Genomic DNA, 19,871 nt, shown 5'->3' with positions numbered 1-19,871 from the left:
AAATTGTATACGTGAACCCTTCGGATTTGATAACCGAAGGGTTTTTGACTGTTCCAAAAAATATGTACCTATAAGAGAAGATGGAGCTTGAATAATATGGGCAAGGAGTTAAGTGTACTCTATGTCCACCTTCATGTACAATAATAGGAAACATGTTGCTATCTAGGAGGTTTACAGAGTTATGCCCGTGCGTCAAGAATCTGTGCAGATTGTATCTGCAATCCGTTCTAATCTGGAATCCTGCATATTAGGGAAATCCTTTGAAATAAAATTATTGCTTACGGCTATGCTGGCGGGTGGACACATTCTGATCGAAGACGTTCCGGGTACGGGGAAAACGCAAATGATCAAGGCTCTTGCAAAATCCATGCGTGGTGATTATCGCCGTGTTCAATGTAATCCTGATATTCTACCGAGTGATATTACAGGGGTATCTATATTTCATCCACGGGATGAGCGTTTTTATTTCCGTCCGGGTCCGGTTATGACTAACATTTTACTGGCAGACGAAATTAACCGAGCGACGACGAAAACCCAGTCAGCTCTGCTGGAGGTTATGGAGGAACGAAGTGTGACGGTGGATGGGGACACTCATATGTTGCCTCATCCTTTTATGTTGTGTGCCACTCAAAACCCGATTGATTTTGAAGGTACTTATATGCTGCCGGAAGCACAATTAGATCGTTTTATGCTCAAAATCAGCTTGGGTTATCCTGATTTGGAGACAGAGCGAAACATGCTGCTTCATCATCAGGCCAGCCAGCCAGCAGACCGTCTGGAGGCTGTAGCGCATATGGAACAGATTGCTGACATCCAGCAGGAAATCAGAAATATCTATATGGATGAAGCGGTGACGTCCTATTTACTCGATATCGTGCGTGCGACGAGAGAACATCCATCTGTGCTGCTGGGAGCTAGTCCACGGGCCGCACTTGCTTTTGTCATGGCTGCCAAGGCATTCGCTTTTCAGGATAACCGTGACTATGTGTTGCCTGATGATGTGAAGGCGCTAGCACCTTATGTGCTGACGCACCGTTTGCTGCTGCGTCCCGAAGCACGCCTCGATAGTTCCAACGCCCAGTCCGTGCTGCAGTCTGTGCTCCGACAGGTTCATGTACCCGTACGAATGGAGCGTTCTTAGGGAATGAACATGGTCAAAAGGAAGCGCAGGCTTCCCCGGCTATCAAGTCGCATCTGGCTTATGCTATGTATATGGGTAGTGTGCCTGCTTTATTTGTTGTTTCAGGGTGGAAAGACATCGGTCATGCTGTTTTCTATGGTTACGTTGTTAATCGTTTATTTATGGATGGTTGGTCTGAGTGGAGTTCGTCGCGTCCAGGGCCATCGTCAGCTTTCGCAAGGCTCGGAGTTTGGCGAGCTGCTGCATGCGGGAGATCAGGTACACGTAAAGCTCAGTCTGAGCATTCCTGGCTTTCTTCCGTTACCCTATGTCATTGTTCGCGAGGTGCTCAAGCGACATACGGGGGAATCCTGGTCGTTTGAAGACAGTGTTATCCCTAGTATGAAAGGTGGCGGCCAGCTTACATTTCAAACCCCTGCTTTAGAACGAGGAAGCTACTATTTTGAGGAAACCGAATGTGTGAGTGAGGACATCTTTGGCCTGTTGGAGCACAAGGGCAGGTTGAATGCACGCGGTGAATTTCGGGTGCTTCCTCGCACGGCATTCATTCCATATTGGCAGATCAATGATCGCCGCTCAAGAATGTCTGGACCGCAGACCGTTCAAACTCGAACGCGCCGTGAAACGACACAAATCAACGGTGTACGAGATTATGTATATGGAGATCGGTTTTCACGCATCCACTGGAATGCGACGGCTCGTACAGGTAGTTGGAAATCCAAGGAATTTGAACATGAAACGGTTCCCAAAACGATGCTTGTGCTGGACGTACAAACAAAGCATTATGTAAACGCCGACCAGTTTGAGCTAGCTGTATCTTCTACCGCTTCATTGCTGGAATATGGTGGACGGGAGCGGATGGGAGTCGGACTGTGTACAGCTGGAGGGAAGGGGACTGTTTTTCAGCCAAGTGAGCAGATGATGGAACGACAACGAATGATGCATCACTTGGTAGACATCCACACCACTTCGCAAGGCAGCTTGATGACTGCTGTAGAAAGCTGTGTGCGCCAGTTTCCGCAAGGCTGTTATTTTATACTGATTAGTCCGCTGAAGGATCATCAGGCGCTGGAACTTCTTCGCTGGGCCGATACCCGGGGGATGACTCCGTGCCATGTCTATATCGGCGAAGGCTCTGCCGAGGGAGAAGCTGAAAAGTGGATGAGTATGCTTCGTGCAAGGGGAATTAAGGGCTACGATGTTGAGAGCCTCGAAGAGCTCCCGGCTGTAATGGGGGGAGGGACACAATGAAAAGCTGGTTACAATCGTTAAAGAGCTCCTGGGCTCCCGCCTTTACGTTCTTGTGGATTATTATTATTGCTATGCAATGGGTGTCTTTTGCTTCTGAATTATGGCTGGAAGAGACGAGGGCACTTGTACTGATGACCATTACAATGCTGGCGCTGGTGAAGATTTTACTACCATTCCGTCCATGGATTGAATTTGTCGTTAAGGCGGTAACGCTGTTCTTTATTTTGTATCGGACATTAGTGTCTTACTCCATCATTATCCCCTTTGGCGGGGCAGCCAATCGTCTGGATCAGTTTATATCTAATATGTCTCCTTATGTTTGGTTTTCCCTCATTGCTTGGCTAGTCATTGAAATGGTGCCGCTCATCGTTACCACGAAGCAGCGGATTCTAGTTTTTGTGGGCATCAACGTTGCAGCTCTGGCGGTGCTTGATTCCTTCACACCAACTGTGCTGTGGGAGGAGGTTGCCTGGATCGTCTTTGCTGGTATGGGATGGCTAGTGACACAGCATCTGCAGTATTTTCGTCAGCATTATCCTCAAGGATGGAAGCATATTCGGCGTTATCCGTATAAAATTGCGGCCAATATTGCTGTCATTTTTGCGCTTATAATTATGGCGGGTGTGAATATGCCCGAGGTACAGCCAGCTTTGACGGACCCCTATACAGCGTGGACCCAGCGCATTAGCTCAACCACCGCAGGAACCACCAATGGATCTGGGGCACTGAATCAGCGCATGAACACCGCATCTGGTTATAGTCGCCAGGATAATCGATTGGGTGGAGGTTTTAATTTTGATTATTCGCCTGTCATGACCATCACAACTAATCAGCGAAGCTATTGGCGAGGAGAAACGAAACGAACCTATTCCGGTACAGGTTGGGTCGACGTGGGCAACGATGATCCAGCACCAAATGAGGTGTCGATGACCGCAGAGCTTGAAAACGCACAAGAAACGAGACACTCTACTGAGCAGGTCGTGCAGACCGTTACCATGCAAAATGATCAGAGCTATCCCGTTCTGTTTGGCGCCTATTCGGTGCATCGTGTTCAATCGGTGGACAGAGATTCACGGGCAAACGGGTTGCGTTGGAATCCGGAACAGGCAGAGCTGCTTTGGAATCCATCATCTCGAAGAACTGCTTATCCTAAAACGTATACTTTGGTATCGCATGTTCCAGTGATCCCTGAGAAAGAACTGCGTAGAAAAAGTTTTAATGAGTTGTATGGAAAAAACAAACAGGAAGCCTACTTACAAATTCCAAAGGAATTGCCGCAGCGGGTTCGTGATTTGGCTCGCAATGTAACGGCGACGGCCAAAACGCCGTATGAAAAAGTCGGATTGCTACAGCAGTATCTACAGCAAAATTATGCATATACGAACAATCCGGATCTCTCACGGAAAAGAAGCAGGGATTTCGTGGATGCCTTTCTGTTTGAGATTCGGGAGGGCTATTGCGATTATTATTCCACTTCATTAGTCATGATGGCTCGCTCCGTTGGGGTTCCAGCCCGTTGGGTCAAAGGGTACGCTCCTGGCCAGCAGACGTTTTCAGATGATGCAACCACGGGCGATGGTGACGGAAACATGTCCTCTTATTCCGTGACAAACGCGGACGCTCATTCCTGGGCAGAGGTATATTTAGGCGAATATGGCTGGGTTCCGGTAGAAGCTACGCCTGGCTTTGATATGCCGTTACTTACAGAGCAGGAGGATTCAAAGACTCCAGACGCCCCAGAGGTCAAGGATCAGCCAGAATCAGAGCAGCCTGAGCAGACTCCGCAGACGGATCCAGGGGAAGGCTTAGAGGTTCATCCTGTAATCATAGGCTCTGCTGTTGCCATTCTTCTGCTGTGGGCTGCTTATATCATTTGGCGTAATCGGGCAGACATTCACTTTTACCTGCTGCGTTTACGCACAGGTAAACCGCTGACCCCAGATGAAAAGGTGGTCGTCGAAACGGAACACTGGTTACGGTACATGCGAAGGAAAGGCTTTGTCCGCGCAAGCCATGAGACACTGAGGGAATCAGTCGACAGATGGTCACAAGAAGCACCGGAACGCGCTGCGATTTTACATCAGTTACTAGGACGCTTTGAACAAGCACGTTATAGTCCTTCGTCGGTAACCGCCGAGGATTGGCGCAGTGTTCGCCAGCAAGCTTCCCTGTTGCAAAAGGAACCATGGATAAAACGATGGGCTGGGCGAAGAGCCAAGTCTGACCAGAAGGATGAAGGCTAGTCATTTTGACTAGGTTTGGTGTCGCAATTTTTAATCTTAATCTATATGCTTAGTAAAAAGCTGTCCGTTTGTTGCGGATAGCTTTTTACTAAGCCATAGTAATATGGTATAGTTTGTCGTATGAAACTGAGGTGACCGACGTTGTTTGAAATGCTGATGCCCAAATTACGGGTGAATACCGTCTTTGATATTGATCTTGAAGGCTTGTATGCTCAAGGATATCGCGGCATTATTACGGATCTGGATAACACGCTGGTCGGTGCAAAAGCGCCGAACGCAACTCCCGAGCTGGTGGCCTGGTTTGAAAAGGTCAAACAGGCGGGTTTTAAGCTTGTCATCGTGTCTAATAACAATATGGACCGTGTATCCGTGTTTGCTACGCCTTTGGACATTGAATTTATACATGCCGCCCGGAAGCCATCCAACTCGTCCTTTCGTAGAGCCATTCGTATGATGGGGCTTACTCCGGAAGAGACTATTATGGTCGGGGATCAAATGTTGACGGACGTATTGGGAGGCAACCGAATGGGTTTGCATACCGTTTTGGTGCTGCCGATATCCATTCATGATGAAGGAGTCATGACCCGATTTAATCGACGGTTGGAGCGAATCGCGCTCACAAGGTTACGTAAGAAAGGCTTATGGCTTGAGGAGGAAAAGAAGAATGACTGAAAGACCTGACGGTGGAACTGCCGTCAAATGTAGTGGTTGCGGTATCGCCATGCAGACCACTAGCCCGGACTTTCCGGGATATATTCCGGAAAAATTATTAACTCGTGAACCGGTCATCTGTCAGCGTTGCTTCCGGATCAAAAACTATAATGAAACCTCTTCGGTGACGGTAGATCAAGATGAATTCTTGAAGCTGCTTAGTCAGATTGGGGACAAGGACGCGCTCGTCATCCACATTGTAGATATTTTTGATTTTGAAGGTAGCTTGATTTCCGGCCTACAGCGTTTTGTAGGTTCGAATCCGGTTGTACTGGCAGTCAATAAGACTGATTTGTTGCCTAAGGTCACAAACTGGAACAAGGTACGTAACTGGGTACAAAAGCAAGCGAAGGAGCAAGGGCTACGCACGGAAGAAATCGTACTGTGCTCTGCTAAAAAAAATCAGGGCTTTGACCGTCTGCTGGATGTGGTATCTGAACTGCGTGGTAACCGTGATGTATATGTAGTCGGAGCCACAAATGTGGGTAAATCCACGCTCATTAACCGCTTGATTCGTGATTATAGCGATATGGAGCAGGAACTCACAACATCCCGTTACCCAGGAACTACACTCGATATGGTGAATATTCCGCTCGACGACGGCAAGCACATTATTGATACTCCGGGTATTGTGTACCCTTGGCGGTTCAGTGAAATTGTCTCCCGTCAGGACTTGAGTGCTATTATGCCGGACAAGCCGCTGAAGCCTGCTGCATATCAGCTTGATGCCGGACAAACATTGTTTTTCGGCGGTATGGCCCGATTTGATTTTGTAGACGGTCAGCACCAATCTTTTACCTGCTACATTAACGGTGGTCTTAAAATACATCGCACGAAGCTGGAGCGAGCTGATCAGTTGTTCGTTGATCATGCCGGGGAGCTATTGTCTCCACCAACACGCGATCAATTGGCAGAGATGCCAGAATGGACCAGACATGAGTTCCGCGTTCCACGCAAATCTCCATCGGACATCTATATATCCGGTTTGGGATGGATTAGGGTGAATAGTGAGAACGGAGCTCTGGTAGCGGTTCATGCTCCTCGGGGAGTCCGTGTGCTTTTGCGGCCTGCGTTGATTTAACAATGCTGTAACCAAGCTATAGGGCGGCAAGGAACACATACGGGTTCCTGCCGCCATTCATGTATTTGAGCGGCCTAATATTTTGCAATATGGGGGAGAGCAACGATGAACAGCGGGGAGTCTGGAGCGACCGAACGAGATCTTGTACTATTGGGCGTATTGGGTGATCCGATCAAGCACTCCAAATCGCCTCTTATGCATAAAATAGCTTTACAGGCAGCGGGGATTGAGGGAGATTTTGTACCTCTTCATGTCACACCGGATCAGCTGGAGGATGCTGTGAAGGGGATTCGGGCTTTGCATTTCCGCGGAGTCAATGTGACGATTCCCCATAAGGTTGAGGTTATGAAATATCTGGATGAGATTGATGAAGGGGCCCGGCTCATCGGCGCTGTCAATACGATAGTGAATGACAATGGACGGCTCAAGGGCTATAATACGGACGGAATTGGCTATGTGCGTTCCCTTAAAGAAGAGACTTCTGTTGAGTTAAAGGGTGCAAGAATTGCTGTTCTAGGAGCCGGTGGGGCTGCTCGGGGCGTGATTCATGCTTTGTTGGAGGAGCGACCTGAATCGGTCATTATTCTGAACCGAACACGTGACAAAGCTGAACAACTGGCATTGGAGTGGACGACAGAAGCAATTCCAGTAATGGGCTATTCCAACGAGGAAGCCAAGAATGTACTCATGACAGTGGATGTATTGATTAATACAACCTCGGTGGGAATGTCTCCTTTATCTGATGAGCTTCCACTGGAAACGAATCTTATTCCGCAGGGAATCATTGTGAGCGATTTGATCTACAACCCGCTGGAAACGAGGCTTTTACGCGAAAGTCGTGAACAGCGTGGCTGCACTGTACATGGAGGTTTAGGCATGTTTGTGTACCAAGGGGCAGTGGCTTTTGAGTATTTTACGGGAGTGGCCCCTGCAGTAGACCAAATGAGAGCGGCTGTGCTGAGAAGCCTAACGTAAGTCGGATATACATTAAAATTATGGAAATGCCGCATTGTATATGTGGCGACGAAGGGGTTAAATATACATGTTAACAGGTAAACAAAAAAGATATCTGCGCTCCATGGCGCATCATTTGGACCCAGTTTTTCAAGTAGGTAAAAACGGTACGAATGAGCATCTTATGCGTCACATCAATGATGCGATTGAAAAGCGTGAGCTGATGAAAGTACAAATTTTGAACAACTGTTTAGACGACAAACATGAAATTGCGGAAGAACTGGCAGCAGAGACGGGTTCCGAGCTTGTACAGCTTATTGGGAGCACCATTATTTTGTACAAGGAATCTCGTGATCATAAGCAAATCGAGTTGCCTAGAGGATAATACGCGGGGAGAAAATTATGAAAATCGGTATTATGGGTGGTACATTTGATCCCATTCATATTGGACATCTGCTGGCTGGAGAAGCGGCAAGAGATGCCTATGGGCTGGATCAAGTATGGTTTATGCCTTCTCATATTCCTCCGCACAAGCATCAAGCGGGGGCAAGCGGCAAGGAGCGTCTGGAGATGACGAGTGAAGCGGTAGCGAGTCATCCTGCTTTTGAAGTGCTGGATATTGAAGTGCTTCGCGGGGGGGTATCCTATACCATTGACACGATCAAGAAGCTTCAGGAGCTGCATCCTGCTGTAGATTTTTATTTTATTATTGGTGCAGATATGGTGAACTACTTGCCTCATTGGCAGGGGATTGAGGAATTGGCGCAGCGGATTTGTTTTATTGGGGTGCGGCGACCGGGCTTCCAGCTTGCGCTGGATGAGTTGCCATATTATTTGCAGGACAAGGTACTGCTGGCGGATATGCCAGTGGTAGACATTTCTTCGACGGATATACGGGAGCGTGTGGCAGAAGGCCGCACTATTCGTTATCTTGTGCCTGATCGTGTTCATGACTATATTACAAGGGGCGGTTTGTATGAAGTACAGCCGTGAGCAGCTAATGGAAGTCGTATCTGGCCAGATGCCTGAAAAACGCTGGAAGCACACGCTGGGTGTTATGCATACCTCTGTTGAGCTTGCGAAGCGTTATGGAGCAGACCCGGATAAGGCAGAACTGGCGGCTATTTTGCATGATGTAGCGAAATATTGGCCTGTTCAGCAGATGGAGGAAGTGATTCGTAACTATCCCGAATGTGATCAGGCGCTATTGGAGCATGACAAGCAGCTCTGGCATTCAGAGGTAGGGTACTGCGTTGCGGCAAGAGATTACGGAGTGGATGACCCGGAAATAAGGAATGCGATCCGCTGGCATACGTCAGGCCGCGTAGGTATGAGCCTGCTGGATAAAGTCGTGTGTCTGGCTGATTACATCGAACCGGGGCGGGATTTTCCCGGGGTTGAACATATTCGTAAACACGCAAAGAAAAGTTTGGAGCAGGGCCTTATCGCTGGATTTGATTCTACGATTTCTTTGTTGCTGGAAAAGCAAAAGGTTATTTTTCCGCTGACGGTCTTGTCGCGCAATGACTTGATTCGACAGCTAAAACAGAAAAAAACGGAGGTTCATGAATGACCCTAACGAATGAGAAATTAATGCAAACGGCGGTTGAGGCCGCTAATGATAAAAAGGCAATGAATATTGTCGCACTGGATTTGCGTGGAGTATCGCTAGTTGCGGATTATTTTGTAATCTGTCACGGTAATTCGGATACACAAGTACAGGCGATTGTAACAGAAATTCGCAAACGCGCTCATGATGAAGGTGTAACCATCAAAGGAATCGAAGGAATGGATTCTGCTCGCTGGGTTCTAATGGATTTGGGAGATGTTGTAGTGCATGTCTTCCATCGCGACGAACGCGAATATTATAACATTGAACGGCTTTGGTCGGATGCTAAGGTTGTGGAGAAGGTATGAGTTTGATCGCTGGTACTTATGTCACCATTATGGTGGATCGTGAGGTATCTCCTTTCGGCTACTTTCTTACCGTCGGTGAGCAGGATGTTCTGCTGCATTATACGGAGCTGACTCGGGAAATCGAGGTGGGTGAACGGCTGGAGGTATTTATCTTCCACGATACAGAGGACCGTTTGGCTGCAACTATGAAAAGGCCGTTCTTGTCTCTGGGAGAAATGGCAAAGCTTGAGGTGGCCGATGTGCATCCGCGGTTGGGATGCTTCCTGGAGATGGGATTGGGGCGCCAACTTTTGCTGCCGATTCGTGAGTTGCCAGAAAACCGTGATCTGCATCCTCGGGTGGGTGACTACGTGTATGCCATTATGGAGCATGACAAACAAGGCAGACTGCGAGCTAAGCTGGCAGGGGAGCAGGAACTGGCTCCATTGTGTTTCCATGCTCCTAGTTCGTGGCTTAATACATGGGTGCAGGCGACGGTGTACAAGCCGCTTCAGATGGGCACATTCGTCCTGGTGGACGGGGGTGTGCTTGGTTTTGGTGCAATAGGAATGATTCATTCGTCGGAACGTAACCGCATGCTTCGCTTGGGCGAGGAAGTTAAGGTACGGGTCACGCTTGTTCGTGAAGACGGTCGGGTCAATCTGGCGATGTCGCCACGCAAGGAAGTAGGCCGTGATGAGGATGCGGATCGGTTGATTGCATTTCTGAAGGAACGTCCGGGTGGCGGTATGCCATATTCTGACGCAACGCCGCCGGATATTATCAAGCAACGGTTTGGTATCAGTAAATCCGCCTTCAAGCGTGCGATGGGCAAGCTGATGAAGGAAGGGCTGGTTACACAAAAAGAAAACTGGACCTACCTGGTGGAGAAGATGCCTAAACCGAAGGACGGGAATGGGGAATAAAGATGGCTTCTTACCGCAAGTTTGCCTATGTGTATGATGAGCTAATGCAGGACATGCCGTACCCGGACTGGTTGCGCTTTGCACGGCAAGCTTGGGATCGATACGGTATGCCACATACAGTGGCCGAGCTGGGCTGCGGAACGGGCTCAATTACGATTCCACTGGTTAACTCAGGCTTCGAGGTGGCTGGCATCGATTTGTCCTCTGACATGCTGGCAGTAGCCCGTCGCAAAATGGAAACTACTCCTCAAGGGCAGCGATTGTTTCGTGAGGGGAGCGTTCGCTGGATACAGCAGGATATGCGAGAATGGATTTTACCGGAGCCCGTGGATTCTGTCATTTCTTTTTGCGATTGCCTGAATTATTTACTTGAGGAAGAAGATATCATTTCTACTTTTCGCAGAACGTATGCTGGTCTGAAGCCTGGTGGAACCTTTCTGTTTGATGTACATCATCCCCAGACATTTTTGCGTTATGATGAAGAACAACCATTCGTACTGGATGAACGCTCTATTTCGTATATCTGGACATGCGCATTGGACACTCCCCGTTGTGAAATTGAGCATCATCTCAGTATCTTTGCGAAAGCAGAACATGAAGGACGCGATCTGTACCAGCGTTTTGAGGAAATTCATGTACAGCGTGCTTATGATCCAGACTGGATGAAGGCAGAATTGTCCAAAGTGGGTTTTCGTGATGTGAAGGTATATGCAGATTTTGAATGGGTAGAAGCAGCAGATGACGCGGCGAGACTTTTTTATGTCGCTGTAAAATAGCTAGGATTCATTGAGCTAATATAGAAAAAGAAAGACGCTTTTCATGAAGTCATGAAGGGCGTCTTTTTGCTCTCATATATTCACTTTATAGTTCAGCTGAAGTTCATCACCCGGTACACCCCGAATGCCCCAATTCTGTTTCGAGGTTTCAAATATAGTAATTTCAAGATCCTGTGGAGAAATACCCAAAAGATCGTTAATTCTTTGAAATAACAGATTGATGAGTTGCTTCTTAGCTTCTGTCGTTCTGCCTTCGAAGATACTGATTTCAATAATGGTGTATGCGTCGGAGCGACCATCTGCATATATAAAATCTTCATGATTCATAGGAAAAAAACGATGAAGCCTCTTGTCTGGAGGATAATTGAACGCATCCACCACGGCAGAGTGAATCACCTCTGAAAGTTGCTTTTTGATCGGATTTAGCTTTTCTTTTGTCCCGAAAATTTTAATCTGTGCCATGTCTCCACTCACCTTTCTTATCTCATCTCAACTTGAACCATTGCAACTTGGAGTTATTATAAAACATTCGTATTCATGTGTCATGGACAACTAGTATGAAGATGGCGCTTCGTATCAAATGTAGTCCTTATTTGACTTTTTTCGCGGTTTTCAATATAATAGTGCCATTATTAACGGTTAAATAATCGCTGATGAGGAATAGTAGTTTTGTCTGGACATGTAGAGAGCCGGCGGGTGGTGCAAGCCGGTTGACAGTGCAAAGCGAACTCACCTCGGAGATATGCGTCCAACGCAGGAAAGCACCTATATAGGGGTCAGTATCCTGTTATTAATACGCATCGGATCACCTCCGTTATCAGGTGCAAAGGGAGTAGAATGCGAAGAACGCTTTCTGCTAACTAGGGTGGTACCACGGGAATATAACCTCTCGTCCCTAGCGCTGACACGCTACGGGATGCAGAGGTTTTTTTGTTGCATACCGTTTGAGGAGGAAAAGACAATGACAGACACACAGCCGAAGCACGGCTATCAACCGCAAAGTATTGAACCAAAATGGCAGAAATATTGGGATGAGAACAAAACGTTCCGCACTGGGGAAGAACCGGGTAAACCGAAGTTTTATGCTTTGGATATGTTTCCGTATCCGTCTGGAGCTGGTCTGCATGTAGGCCACCCGGAGGGATATACAGCTACAGATATTGTTTCACGTTATAAAAGAATGCGTGGCTACAACGTACTGCATCCGATGGGTTGGGACGCCTTTGGTCTGCCTGCCGAACAGCATGCGCTGGATACAGGCGAGCACCCACGCGAAATTACGGTGAAGAACGTAAATAACTTCCGCCGTCAAATCAAATCACTTGGCTTTTCATATGACTGGGATCGTGAAATCAGCACAACTGATCCTGATTATTACAAATGGACACAGTGGATTTTCATCCAGCTGTACAAGCGTGGCCTCGCTTATGTAGCTGAAGTGCCCGTGAACTGGTGCCCAGCACTGGGAACGGTACTGGCGAATGAAGAAGTAATTGATGGTAAGAGTGAGCGTGGCGGTCATCCGGTTATCCGCAAACCAATGCGTCAATGGATGCTGAAAATTACGGAATACGCCGATCGTTTGCTTGACGATCTGGAGGAACTGGACTGGTCCGAAAGCATTAAGGATATGCAGCGGAACTGGATTGGTAAGTCTACCGGGGCAGAGGTTCATTTTCCAATTGAAGGCTATGACGAACAACTCACAGTATTTACAACCCGTCCAGATACATTGTTCGGTGCAAGCTACTGTGTGCTGGCCCCAGAGCAGGAATTGGTGGATATGATCACTACACCTGAGCAAAAGGACGCTGTACAACAGTATCGTGAACAAGCTGCTCGGAAAAGCGATCTGGAGCGTACGGATCTGGCCAAAGATAAAACAGGCGTATTCACAGGAGCTTATGCAGTGAACCCGGTGAACGGCGAAAAGCTGCCAATCTGGATTGCCGACTATGTACTGGCAGGCTACGGAACAGGTGCAATTATGGCAGTACCGGGCCATGATACACGTGACTGGGAATTTGCCAAGAAGTTCGGATTGAAAATCACTGAGGTCGTTCAAGGTGGAGACGTGGACAAAGAGCCATACACCGAGGATGGTCCGCATGTCAATTCAGGCCTGCTGAATGGACTGACCAATGAGGAAGCTATTCCGAAAATGATTGAATGGCTCGAAGCTGAGGGTAAGGGGCAGGGCAAAGTAACCTATCGTCTGCGTGACTGGCTGTTCAGCCGCCAACGCTATTGGGGCGAGCCGATTCCAGTAATTCATCTAGAAGATGGAACGATTAAAACAGTTCCTGAGGATCAACTGCCGCTCGTACTGCCAGAGATGGACAATATCAAGCCTTCAGGTACAGGTGAATCCCCACTGGCGAATGCGACAGATTGGGTAGAAACCGTTGATCCTGAAACAGGTATGAAAGCACGTCGCGAGACAAATACGATGCCGCAATGGGCAGGAAGCTGCTGGTACTACCTGCGCTTTATTGATCCAAAAAATGATAAAGAGCTTGTGTCCAAAGAGAAACAGCGCGAATGGATGCCTGTTGATCTGTATATTGGCGGAGCAGAACATGCGGTTCTTCACTTGCTGTATGCCCGTTTCTGGCACAAAGTGCTGTATGATATCGGCGTAGTGGAAACTAAAGAGCCTTTCTATAAGCTGGTCAACCAGGGTATGATTCTAGGCAACAATAATGAAAAAATGAGTAAATCACGCGGTAATGTCATCAATCCAGATGATATTGTTAATACGTTTGGCGCCGATACGCTGCGTATTTATGAGATGTTTATGGGGCCGCTGGAAGCGACCAAGCCATGGAATGAGAATGGGGTAGAGGGAGCGCATCGTTTTCTGTCCCGCGTATGGCGCCTGTTTGTTTCCGAGGATGGTAGCCTGAACGAAAAAATTAAAAATGACGGCGGTAGCGACGAGTTCAAACGGACCTGGCATAAAACGCTGAAAAAGGTAACCGAGGACCTGGATGCATTGCGTTTCAATACAGCGATCAGTCAGCTGATGATCTTCACCAATGATGCATACAAAGCAGACCTTCTGCCGCGTGCAGCGATGGAAAACTTCGTGCAAATGCTGTCGCCGCTTGCACCGCATCTAGCTGAGGAACTGTGGCAGCTGCTGGGACACAACGAGAGCATTACCTACGCGGCTTGGCCTGCCTATGATGAAGCATGGACAGTAGACGCTGAAGTGGAAATTGTCATTCAGATGAATGGTAAAATCGTACAGCGTGCAACGATTGCCAAAGATCTTGATGCCAAAGCGATGGAAACTTTTGCATTGTCGCTGGACAGCGTTCAGGAAGCACTGGCTGGTAAAACGGTTCGCAAGGTAATTGCTGTTCCGGGTAAGCTGGTTAATATTGTTGCCGGTTAATCGGCTTTAAGCCGAAGGAGGCATCTATCTTTTGCATGTCCTCTTCATACTTGTTGTGCGTGACCCGTATTAGCTCAGGGAAGACACTATGCAGGCTGATGTCTAACAACGCAAGAGCTTCAGCGGTTATACCTCCGGGAACCGCTACTCTTGCTTGTAACTCGGCTGGTGTCATCCCGCCTTCCGTGAGCAGCTTTCCAGTGCCGATGATCATTTCACCGGCCAATGCGCATAGTTCTGTACGGTCTATACCCGTAGCTTGAACTGCGGCTTGAATCCACTGGTCCATAAAAAAGGCCAAGAAAGCAGGGCCGCAGCTCGAAAAATCCGATGTGATCCGTGTATGAGACTCTTTAACCCGAATTGGCCTGCTGATGTGGGACATAAGCTCTTCCAGAAGGGAGCGATCCTCCTCTGTAATCCGGTTTCCATGGATGCACAGTGAGGCTCCGCTTCCAATCTGGTGAGTGATACTCGGAATAATTTTGGACACCTTGGCTTTCAGTGCATGCTCTAAAATACGGATCTGTACTGGACTTGTGATAGAAACGACGATCTGCTCTTCTGTAATGACGTTGCGTATTTCATCCGTTACGGTTTTTGATTCCAGCGGCTTCACGCAGATAAATAGGATATCGCTTTCCGCTGCCGTCTCACGGTTGCTTTGGGCTGCATGCAAACCTGGATAACGACGGGCTAGCTCTGTTACCTTGGAATACGTTCGGTTGCTTGCTAATATTTGCTGCGGTTTGAGTGCGTCCGAATGAATAAAAGATTCGATTAGCAGACTTCCCATGCTGCCAGTCCCGATAAATCCGACTTTCATTGTTCAACGTCCTCCTTTCATACTTTGCGGTATAGACGCTGTGCTGTCATTCTTCTTAGTGTATGCACTTGGTCTTGGCCGACATGACGAATTTTATGTCTGAGCACATTAGATCGTGCCTGGGGTCGTACCACCCTTATGTATAAATACTCACAGCGATACCGTATGGAGGTGTTTACAACCTCCGGTTTGACGGGAATTGAACAGACTTGCTCTGTTTAATTGAGACGGTGTTTTCAGTCGGCTCAAAATTCTCGAAATCCATGTGGAGTAGGGGACGATACGAAAAATGAAACGCGTATGGACAGGAACGGCAATAACGCTTGCTGTAATCGGGAGTGGACTTATTTTGTTTGCTGGAGGGCAGCGAACTGAGCCACAAGAAAAGTGGAGTTTGCTTAACCATAAGGTGGAGCAGGCTTTGGCGATAGAGTCGCAGCCAATTGAGTCACAGCGCAGCAGTGAGTATGCCGAAGGAAAGCATGCTGTAAAAGAGGCTTCAGACCAAGCTGAACGCAGTGCGAATGACGAAGCTGTTGACAATGTGAAGCATAATACTAAGCAGAGTTCTACGGGTGTATCTGCTGATATGAGTGAAAACTCTGAACACTCCATGGCGGGGAATTCAAGTACCGTAAAGCAGTCAGATGTTGCGGACTCGAGATCAGACACAGCTGTTGCCAGTTCGAATGCTGCAACGACGAGTAGGACAAATACGGTGAATGATTCGGCTACTCCATCCGTTTCCGGTGAAAAAAAGGTGAACATTAACACAGCGACTGCTGCCGAGTTAATGGAGCTGCCGGGAGTTGGGGCTAAAAAGGCCGAGGCTATTTTGAACTATCGTAATCAGCACGGGCTGTTCAAACGTGTGAACGATTTGGATCATGTAAAGGGAATCGGAGCTAAAATGTTAGCGAAAATGAAGCCGTATGTTAGCTTATAACTTATTTAAGTTTACGGTGTAGGCTTTGAGAGTGGCTGTAACGGATATGTTTTACGTTTAACTTGTTTATACGGGAGAGATGGAAATGAGTGCAGATGTACGCAAGGACTGGGACACCTATTTCATGGATATCGCTTATATGGTATCCACCCGCTCGCGCTGCTCGCGGCGTCATGTTGGAGCCGTACTTGTGCAAGGTAAGAAGCTATTGGGGACGGCCTATAATGGAGCACCATCCGGGGTGCCTGACTGTTCTGAGGCAGGCTGTATGATCTCGGAGGAATATGAGGTCGTTCACCGTGATGGACGGGAGGAAATGGTTAAGAAGCAGCGTTGTATTCGCACTATTCATGCGGAGCAGAACCTGCTGCTGTTTACTGACCGGATTGACCGTGAAGGCTCCTCAGTATATGTCACCGACCAGCCGTGCTGGACGTGTGCCAATATGCTGGCGAACAGCGGCATTGTGGAGATTGTATATCACCGACCTTATCCAAAAGATGCCGACAAGGTTCGAGCTATGATGGAGGAAAAGGGAATCGCCTTTCGCATGCTGGAGACTTATCATCCACCGCAGGAAACGCTGATGGATGTTAAGGATTAAATAATAACGAGGAAGAACCTCTGACAATGTTATTTTGTCAGGGGTTCTTTTTTTGTTTTGTGTGTTGACAGAAAGCAATGTTTGCTAATGGGAAGGTGATTGTATTCAAGCCCAACTTGTGTTTACTAGGCCTATATTAAGCCTCACTGTTTGTTGGATTATAGGAAGTGCGGGAGCGTGTCTGTATTCGGGACGTATACTTTTGGTGCTGTGGGCGGGAATTACTCTGGTTTTCCCGCTTATAGCTTTATTGATGAAAATTCCTAGCCGACATATGGTATTGCTATGGATTGCATTGAGTGGTGGTGGATTTCATTGGTTTTGGCATGATACGCATAACGTGAGCAGTATTCCTGGTGCACTTCATGTATCTTCTTCTGTCATAGAAGACATGCCTGTTCAAGCAGCAGGGTTTATTGCTTCAGAAGTTGAGATTGATGGTGATCGTGCGCAGTTTGAGATGAGAGTTACTTCAATTCATCACTTTGCCAGTCATTCCAATAAGGATGAACATCGGGGGTCTATTTCTGAACAGGTCATTGTTCATATCAAGTTGGCGGCGAAGCAGGAACAGCAACTTGCGGCAGCGTGGCAGCGTGGGGATGCAATCCTGCTGCGTGGCAGCATAAAGGCACCAGCAAAAGCGGGGAACTTTGGTAGCTTTGATTACAGTGAGTACCTGCACACGCAGGAAATTCACTGGCTTATCAAGGGGGCTGGAGCCGTCTCGTTACAGAGGCAGAAGGCTTCACTGTGGAACCGCTACACATTATTGAGATGGAATGATCAGCTTAGAGAGCAGCTAGGTCAAAAAATGGAATCTGCTTTTACTTCACTTCTTCACGCAGGATATATGAAAGGTCTGATACTTGGGGTTACAGATGAGCTGGACCCAGCAACGTATAATGAATTTACGCAGCTTGGTTTAACGCATATTTTGGCGATATCAGGTATGCATGTGGCGGTATATGCGGCCACATTATTATATTTACTCAAGCTGTTACGAGTTAGCCGTGAAACCTCCCTTACGATTGTGATGGTACTGATTCCGGCTTATGTGCTGCTAACAGGTGCTTCTCCCTCTGTTGTAAGAGCAGGGATTATGGCGATGATCGGACTGTTTGCAGCTCGGCGAGGGTTGCTCAAAGACGGACTTAATATTTTAAGTGTATCTGCGTTGCTTATGCTGCTATGGAATCCATACTACCTGCTTAGCATCAGCTTTCAGCTTTCCTTTTTGGTGACAGGTGGGTTGCTCATATATATGCCGCTTATGAAGCCGTTTTTCGCCAAATGGCCCCTCCTGATCGGTGGTGAAGTTGCGATCACAATTACGGCACAGCTTGTTTCGTTTCCAATGACGGTGTTCTACTTTAATCAATTTTCGATATTATCATTTGCGGCTAATTTTTTACTTGTCCCCCTAATTACATATATCGTGCTTCCACTAGGTACGGTGGCAATGGGAATGGCCTTTTTATGGGGGGAGGGGGCTCGCATCCTTGCGTGGCCAGCGGAGCAATTAAACGATCTAACCTTTTCGCTTGTGAAATGGATGAATGTGGATGATGCTTATGTGAGTATTTGGCCGTCTTCTTCTATTCTGTGGGTTCTGGCATATTACGCAGCTTTGTACAGCGTTCTGTACTGGCTCAAAACATGGTTGATATCTCGAAGGCAAACAGGCGACATTTCCGATGTGAAATCTAATCCCATAGCTTCACCTGTGCATACAGGACTAGCGGCTTCTGCCGAGTGGGCGGCTATTTTGCAAAAGGATCATGAACCGAAGGGTGCAGGGAAATTTGCGCATCGACAGTGGGATGGATATCGTCATGTGGCACTGGCTTTAAGTGGTATTGCCTGGCTTGGCATACTATGTATAGGGTACCAATCTCCTAGTGAAAGAAACACGGGAGTTGTTCAATATCTGGATGTGGGCCAAGGTGATAGCATTTTAATTACAACGCCGGGAGGAAAACATATTTTGGTAGATGGTGGGGGTACGATGGACTTTGCAACAGGGAAAAATGCTTGGCGCAAGCGTACAGATCCCTACGAGGTTGGCGCGGATACGATTGTCCCTTTGCTAAAGCAACGTGGGGTGCATCGGCTGGACGCTGTCATTTTAACGCATGGAGACCATGATCATGCCGGAGGACTACAGGCTATATTTGACCAGATTCCCGTAACCACCTTGTTTTTTAACGGTACCCTAACAGACAAAGCTCCATTTCGAAAGTTGTTAAACACGGCATTGAACAAGCAGATCAAGCTGTACGGTGCACATCATAGCATGGAGTGGGAACCAGACCGGGATACGACAATTCGCTTTCTCTATCCGTTTAAGCTGGAGGAGAACGAATCTGGGCAGTTGCCTGTTATGAAGGAACAGAATCATTATTCCGTTGCCATGATTTTAGAGATGGAGGGGGTCTCGTTTTTATTCACAGGAGATATGGATGATGCCGCAGAGTCGCTGTTGATTTCTGAATTAACCCATTCTTCATCCCATGTGAAAGCTCAGGGAGCAATAGGAGCTGCAAGGAAAGCTGTAGACGTTATGAAAGTGGCACATCACGGAAGTAAGTATTCCACCTCGGAAGAGTGGTTGTCCTATTGGCAGCCGAAAGTATCCGTCATTTCAGTTGGTGCAAGCAACACTTATGGACATCCGAATCAAGCAGTATTGGAACGTTTGGCGGAGGTTGATTCTGCCATATATCGAACAGATACAATGGGAGAGGTGCAGATTCGTGCGCAGCAAGGTAAGCTGAGTGTTCGGTATCAACGCAGACGTGAACAGACGAATTCAAAATGATTTTGTTAAAATCATCTTCAACTACAAAAAAGCAGGCTTGTAACAGCCAAGAACCTGCCTGCCGTTAAATCAGATAAGGTATATCAATTCTTAATCGACGATTTTTATTTTCAAGATCCGATTGCTCTATCTTATCGATTACAACTCATATCTAATTTTCTGATTTCTAAGAAGTGACAAAATGTTTCATGCAGTTTAATAGGTCTAGTATTTAGATGTATGTAGGGGCTGAGGGAAGGTGACTACCTTCCCTTTTTCTGTTATTCTAAGGGAGGATACAATGGGGATTCTGGGC

At 47.5% G+C, this 19,871-nt stretch carries 18 protein-coding genes and 1 other annotated feature; of the genes, 16 read left to right on the top strand and 2 right to left on the bottom strand.

Features of this window, described 5'->3' with window-relative positions; all coding sequences use genetic code 11:
• The first annotated feature begins 181 nt into the window (after positions 1–181).
• The 12 genes from C400_RS0121820 to C400_RS0121765 all read left to right on the top strand — a co-directional run bounded on the left by C400_RS0121820 (position 182) and on the right by C400_RS0121765 (position 10,979).
• Positions 182–1,141, top strand: a complete 960-nt coding sequence (locus tag C400_RS0121820; protein WP_017428193.1) for an AAA family ATPase — start codon at positions 182–184, stop codon at positions 1,139–1,141.
• Positions 1,142–1,144: 3 nt separating this feature from the next.
• Positions 1,145–2,392, top strand: coding sequence for a DUF58 domain-containing protein (locus C400_RS0121815; protein ID WP_025365384.1), 1,248 nt, complete (start codon positions 1,145–1,147; stop codon positions 2,390–2,392).
• Positions 2,389–4,635, top strand: a complete 2,247-nt coding sequence (locus tag C400_RS0121810) for a transglutaminase TgpA family protein (protein ID WP_017428191.1) — start codon at positions 2,389–2,391, stop codon at positions 4,633–4,635. The genes C400_RS0121815 and C400_RS0121810 overlap by 4 nt, the downstream gene beginning before the upstream one ends.
• A 141-nt stretch (positions 4,636–4,776) precedes the next feature.
• Complete coding sequence (locus C400_RS0121805) at positions 4,777–5,307, top strand: YqeG family HAD IIIA-type phosphatase (RefSeq protein ID WP_013372205.1); 531 nt, start codon at positions 4,777–4,779, stop codon at positions 5,305–5,307.
• Positions 5,300–6,427, top strand: a complete 1,128-nt coding sequence (gene yqeH / locus C400_RS0121800; RefSeq protein ID WP_017428190.1) for a ribosome biogenesis GTPase YqeH — start codon at positions 5,300–5,302, stop codon at positions 6,425–6,427. The genes C400_RS0121805 and yqeH overlap by 8 nt, the downstream gene beginning before the upstream one ends.
• Before the next feature lie 105 nt (positions 6,428–6,532).
• Positions 6,533–7,402 carry a shikimate dehydrogenase gene (gene aroE / locus C400_RS0121795; protein WP_016821639.1) on the top strand — a complete coding sequence of 290 codons (870 nt, stop codon included), beginning with the start codon at positions 6,533–6,535 and terminating at the stop codon, positions 7,400–7,402.
• Positions 7,403–7,469: 67 nt separating this feature from the next.
• Positions 7,470–7,766 (top strand): ribosome assembly RNA-binding protein YhbY, encoded by a 297-nt coding sequence (gene yhbY / locus C400_RS0121790; RefSeq protein WP_013372202.1) that lies wholly within the window; start codon positions 7,470–7,472, stop codon positions 7,764–7,766.
• A 17-nt stretch (positions 7,767–7,783) separates the two neighbouring features.
• Entirely contained in the window at positions 7,784–8,374 is a 591-nt protein-coding gene (gene nadD, locus C400_RS0121785) for a nicotinate-nucleotide adenylyltransferase (protein ID WP_017428189.1), read from the top strand.
• Entirely contained in the window at positions 8,358–8,954 is a 597-nt protein-coding gene (gene yqeK, locus C400_RS0121780; RefSeq protein ID WP_017428188.1) for a bis(5'-nucleosyl)-tetraphosphatase (symmetrical) YqeK, read from the top strand. Before nadD ends, yqeK begins: the two co-directional genes overlap by 17 nt.
• Positions 8,951–9,298, top strand: a complete 348-nt coding sequence (gene rsfS / locus C400_RS0121775) for a ribosome silencing factor (RefSeq protein ID WP_017428187.1) — start codon at positions 8,951–8,953, stop codon at positions 9,296–9,298. Before yqeK ends, rsfS begins: the two co-directional genes overlap by 4 nt.
• Positions 9,295–10,203 carry a CvfB family protein gene (locus C400_RS0121770; RefSeq protein ID WP_017428186.1) on the top strand — a complete coding sequence of 303 codons (909 nt, stop codon included), beginning with the start codon at positions 9,295–9,297 and terminating at the stop codon, positions 10,201–10,203. Before rsfS ends, C400_RS0121770 begins: the two co-directional genes overlap by 4 nt.
• A gap of 2 nt (positions 10,204–10,205) precedes the next feature.
• On the top strand, positions 10,206–10,979 hold the full coding sequence (locus tag C400_RS0121765) for a class I SAM-dependent DNA methyltransferase (protein WP_017428185.1): 774 nt from the start codon (positions 10,206–10,208) through the stop codon (positions 10,977–10,979).
• Positions 10,980–11,051: 72 nt separating this feature from the next.
• Here C400_RS0121765 and C400_RS0121760 read toward each other — a convergent pair whose 3' ends face one another.
• The gene (locus C400_RS0121760) at positions 11,052–11,441 is read right to left on the bottom strand and encodes a tautomerase family protein (protein ID WP_017428184.1); all 390 of its coding nucleotides are present in this window, start codon (positions 11,439–11,441) and stop codon (positions 11,052–11,054) included.
• A gap of 179 nt (positions 11,442–11,620) precedes the next feature.
• Positions 11,621–11,879, top strand: a binding site (T-box leader).
• A 61-nt stretch (positions 11,880–11,940) separates the two neighbouring features.
• On the opposite strand from C400_RS0121760, the gene leuS reads away from it, so the two are divergent.
• Positions 11,941–14,379, top strand: a complete 2,439-nt coding sequence (leuS, locus tag C400_RS0121755) for a leucine--tRNA ligase (protein ID WP_016821632.1) — start codon at positions 11,941–11,943, stop codon at positions 14,377–14,379.
• Here leuS and comER read toward each other — a convergent pair.
• A complete protein-coding gene (gene comER, locus C400_RS0121750; protein ID WP_016821631.1) occupies positions 14,360–15,205 on the bottom strand; it encodes a late competence protein ComER in 846 nt (281 codons plus the stop codon). The genes leuS and comER overlap by 20 nt on opposite strands.
• Positions 15,206–15,494: 289 nt before the next feature.
• On the opposite strand from comER, the gene C400_RS0121745 reads away from it, so the two are divergent.
• The 3 genes from C400_RS0121745 (at position 15,495) to C400_RS0121735 (ending at position 19,576) form a co-directional block, all read left to right on the top strand.
• Positions 15,495–16,151 (top strand): ComEA family DNA-binding protein, encoded by a 657-nt coding sequence (locus tag C400_RS0121745; protein ID WP_017428183.1) that lies wholly within the window; start codon positions 15,495–15,497, stop codon positions 16,149–16,151.
• Between the two features lie 85 nt (positions 16,152–16,236).
• Positions 16,237–16,755 (top strand): deoxycytidylate deaminase, encoded by a 519-nt coding sequence (locus C400_RS0121740; RefSeq protein ID WP_016821629.1) that lies wholly within the window; start codon positions 16,237–16,239, stop codon positions 16,753–16,755.
• Positions 16,756–16,957: 202 nt separating this feature from the next.
• Entirely contained in the window at positions 16,958–19,576 is a 2,619-nt protein-coding gene (locus C400_RS0121735; protein WP_017428182.1) for a ComEC/Rec2 family competence protein, read from the top strand.
• The last annotated feature ends 295 nt before the right edge of the window (positions 19,577–19,871 follow it).

Source organism: Paenibacillus sp. ICGEB2008 (assembly GCF_000307675.1).
Classification (GTDB): Bacteria; Bacillota; Bacilli; order Paenibacillales; family Paenibacillaceae; genus Paenibacillus; species Paenibacillus polymyxa.
The sequence above is the reverse complement of the archived record's forward strand: the minus strand, read 5'-3'. Positions and strand labels throughout refer to the sequence as shown.

Bases quoted from the DNA above. Each gene is read 5' to 3' on its own strand.
- C400_RS0121820 (WP_017428193.1), top strand. From the start codon at position 182: ATGCCCGTGCGTCAAGAATCTGTGCAGATTGTATCTGCAATCCGTTCT.
- C400_RS0121815 (WP_025365384.1), top strand. From the start codon at position 1,145: ATGAACATGGTCAAAAGGAAGCGCAGGCTTCCCCGGCTATCAAGTCGC.
- C400_RS0121810 (WP_017428191.1), top strand. From the start codon at position 2,389: ATGAAAAGCTGGTTACAATCGTTAAAGAGCTCCTGGGCTCCCGCCTTT.
- yqeH (WP_017428190.1), top strand. From the start codon at position 5,300: ATGACTGAAAGACCTGACGGTGGAACTGCCGTCAAATGTAGTGGTTGC.
- aroE (WP_016821639.1), top strand. From the start codon at position 6,533: ATGAACAGCGGGGAGTCTGGAGCGACCGAACGAGATCTTGTACTATTG.
- yhbY (WP_013372202.1), top strand. From the start codon at position 7,470: ATGTTAACAGGTAAACAAAAAAGATATCTGCGCTCCATGGCGCATCAT.
- nadD (WP_017428189.1), top strand. From the start codon at position 7,784: ATGAAAATCGGTATTATGGGTGGTACATTTGATCCCATTCATATTGGA.
- yqeK (WP_017428188.1), top strand. From the start codon at position 8,358: ATGAAGTACAGCCGTGAGCAGCTAATGGAAGTCGTATCTGGCCAGATG.
- rsfS (WP_017428187.1), top strand. From the start codon at position 8,951: ATGACCCTAACGAATGAGAAATTAATGCAAACGGCGGTTGAGGCCGCT.
- C400_RS0121770 (WP_017428186.1), top strand. From the start codon at position 9,295: ATGAGTTTGATCGCTGGTACTTATGTCACCATTATGGTGGATCGTGAG.
- C400_RS0121765 (WP_017428185.1), top strand. From the start codon at position 10,206: ATGGCTTCTTACCGCAAGTTTGCCTATGTGTATGATGAGCTAATGCAG.
- C400_RS0121760 (WP_017428184.1), bottom strand. From the start codon at position 11,441: ATGGCACAGATTAAAATTTTCGGGACAAAAGAAAAGCTAAATCCGATC.
- leuS (WP_016821632.1), top strand. From the start codon at position 11,941: ATGACAGACACACAGCCGAAGCACGGCTATCAACCGCAAAGTATTGAA.
- comER (WP_016821631.1), bottom strand. From the start codon at position 15,205: ATGAAAGTCGGATTTATCGGGACTGGCAGCATGGGAAGTCTGCTAATC.
- C400_RS0121745 (WP_017428183.1), top strand. From the start codon at position 15,495: ATGAAACGCGTATGGACAGGAACGGCAATAACGCTTGCTGTAATCGGG.
- C400_RS0121740 (WP_016821629.1), top strand. From the start codon at position 16,237: ATGAGTGCAGATGTACGCAAGGACTGGGACACCTATTTCATGGATATC.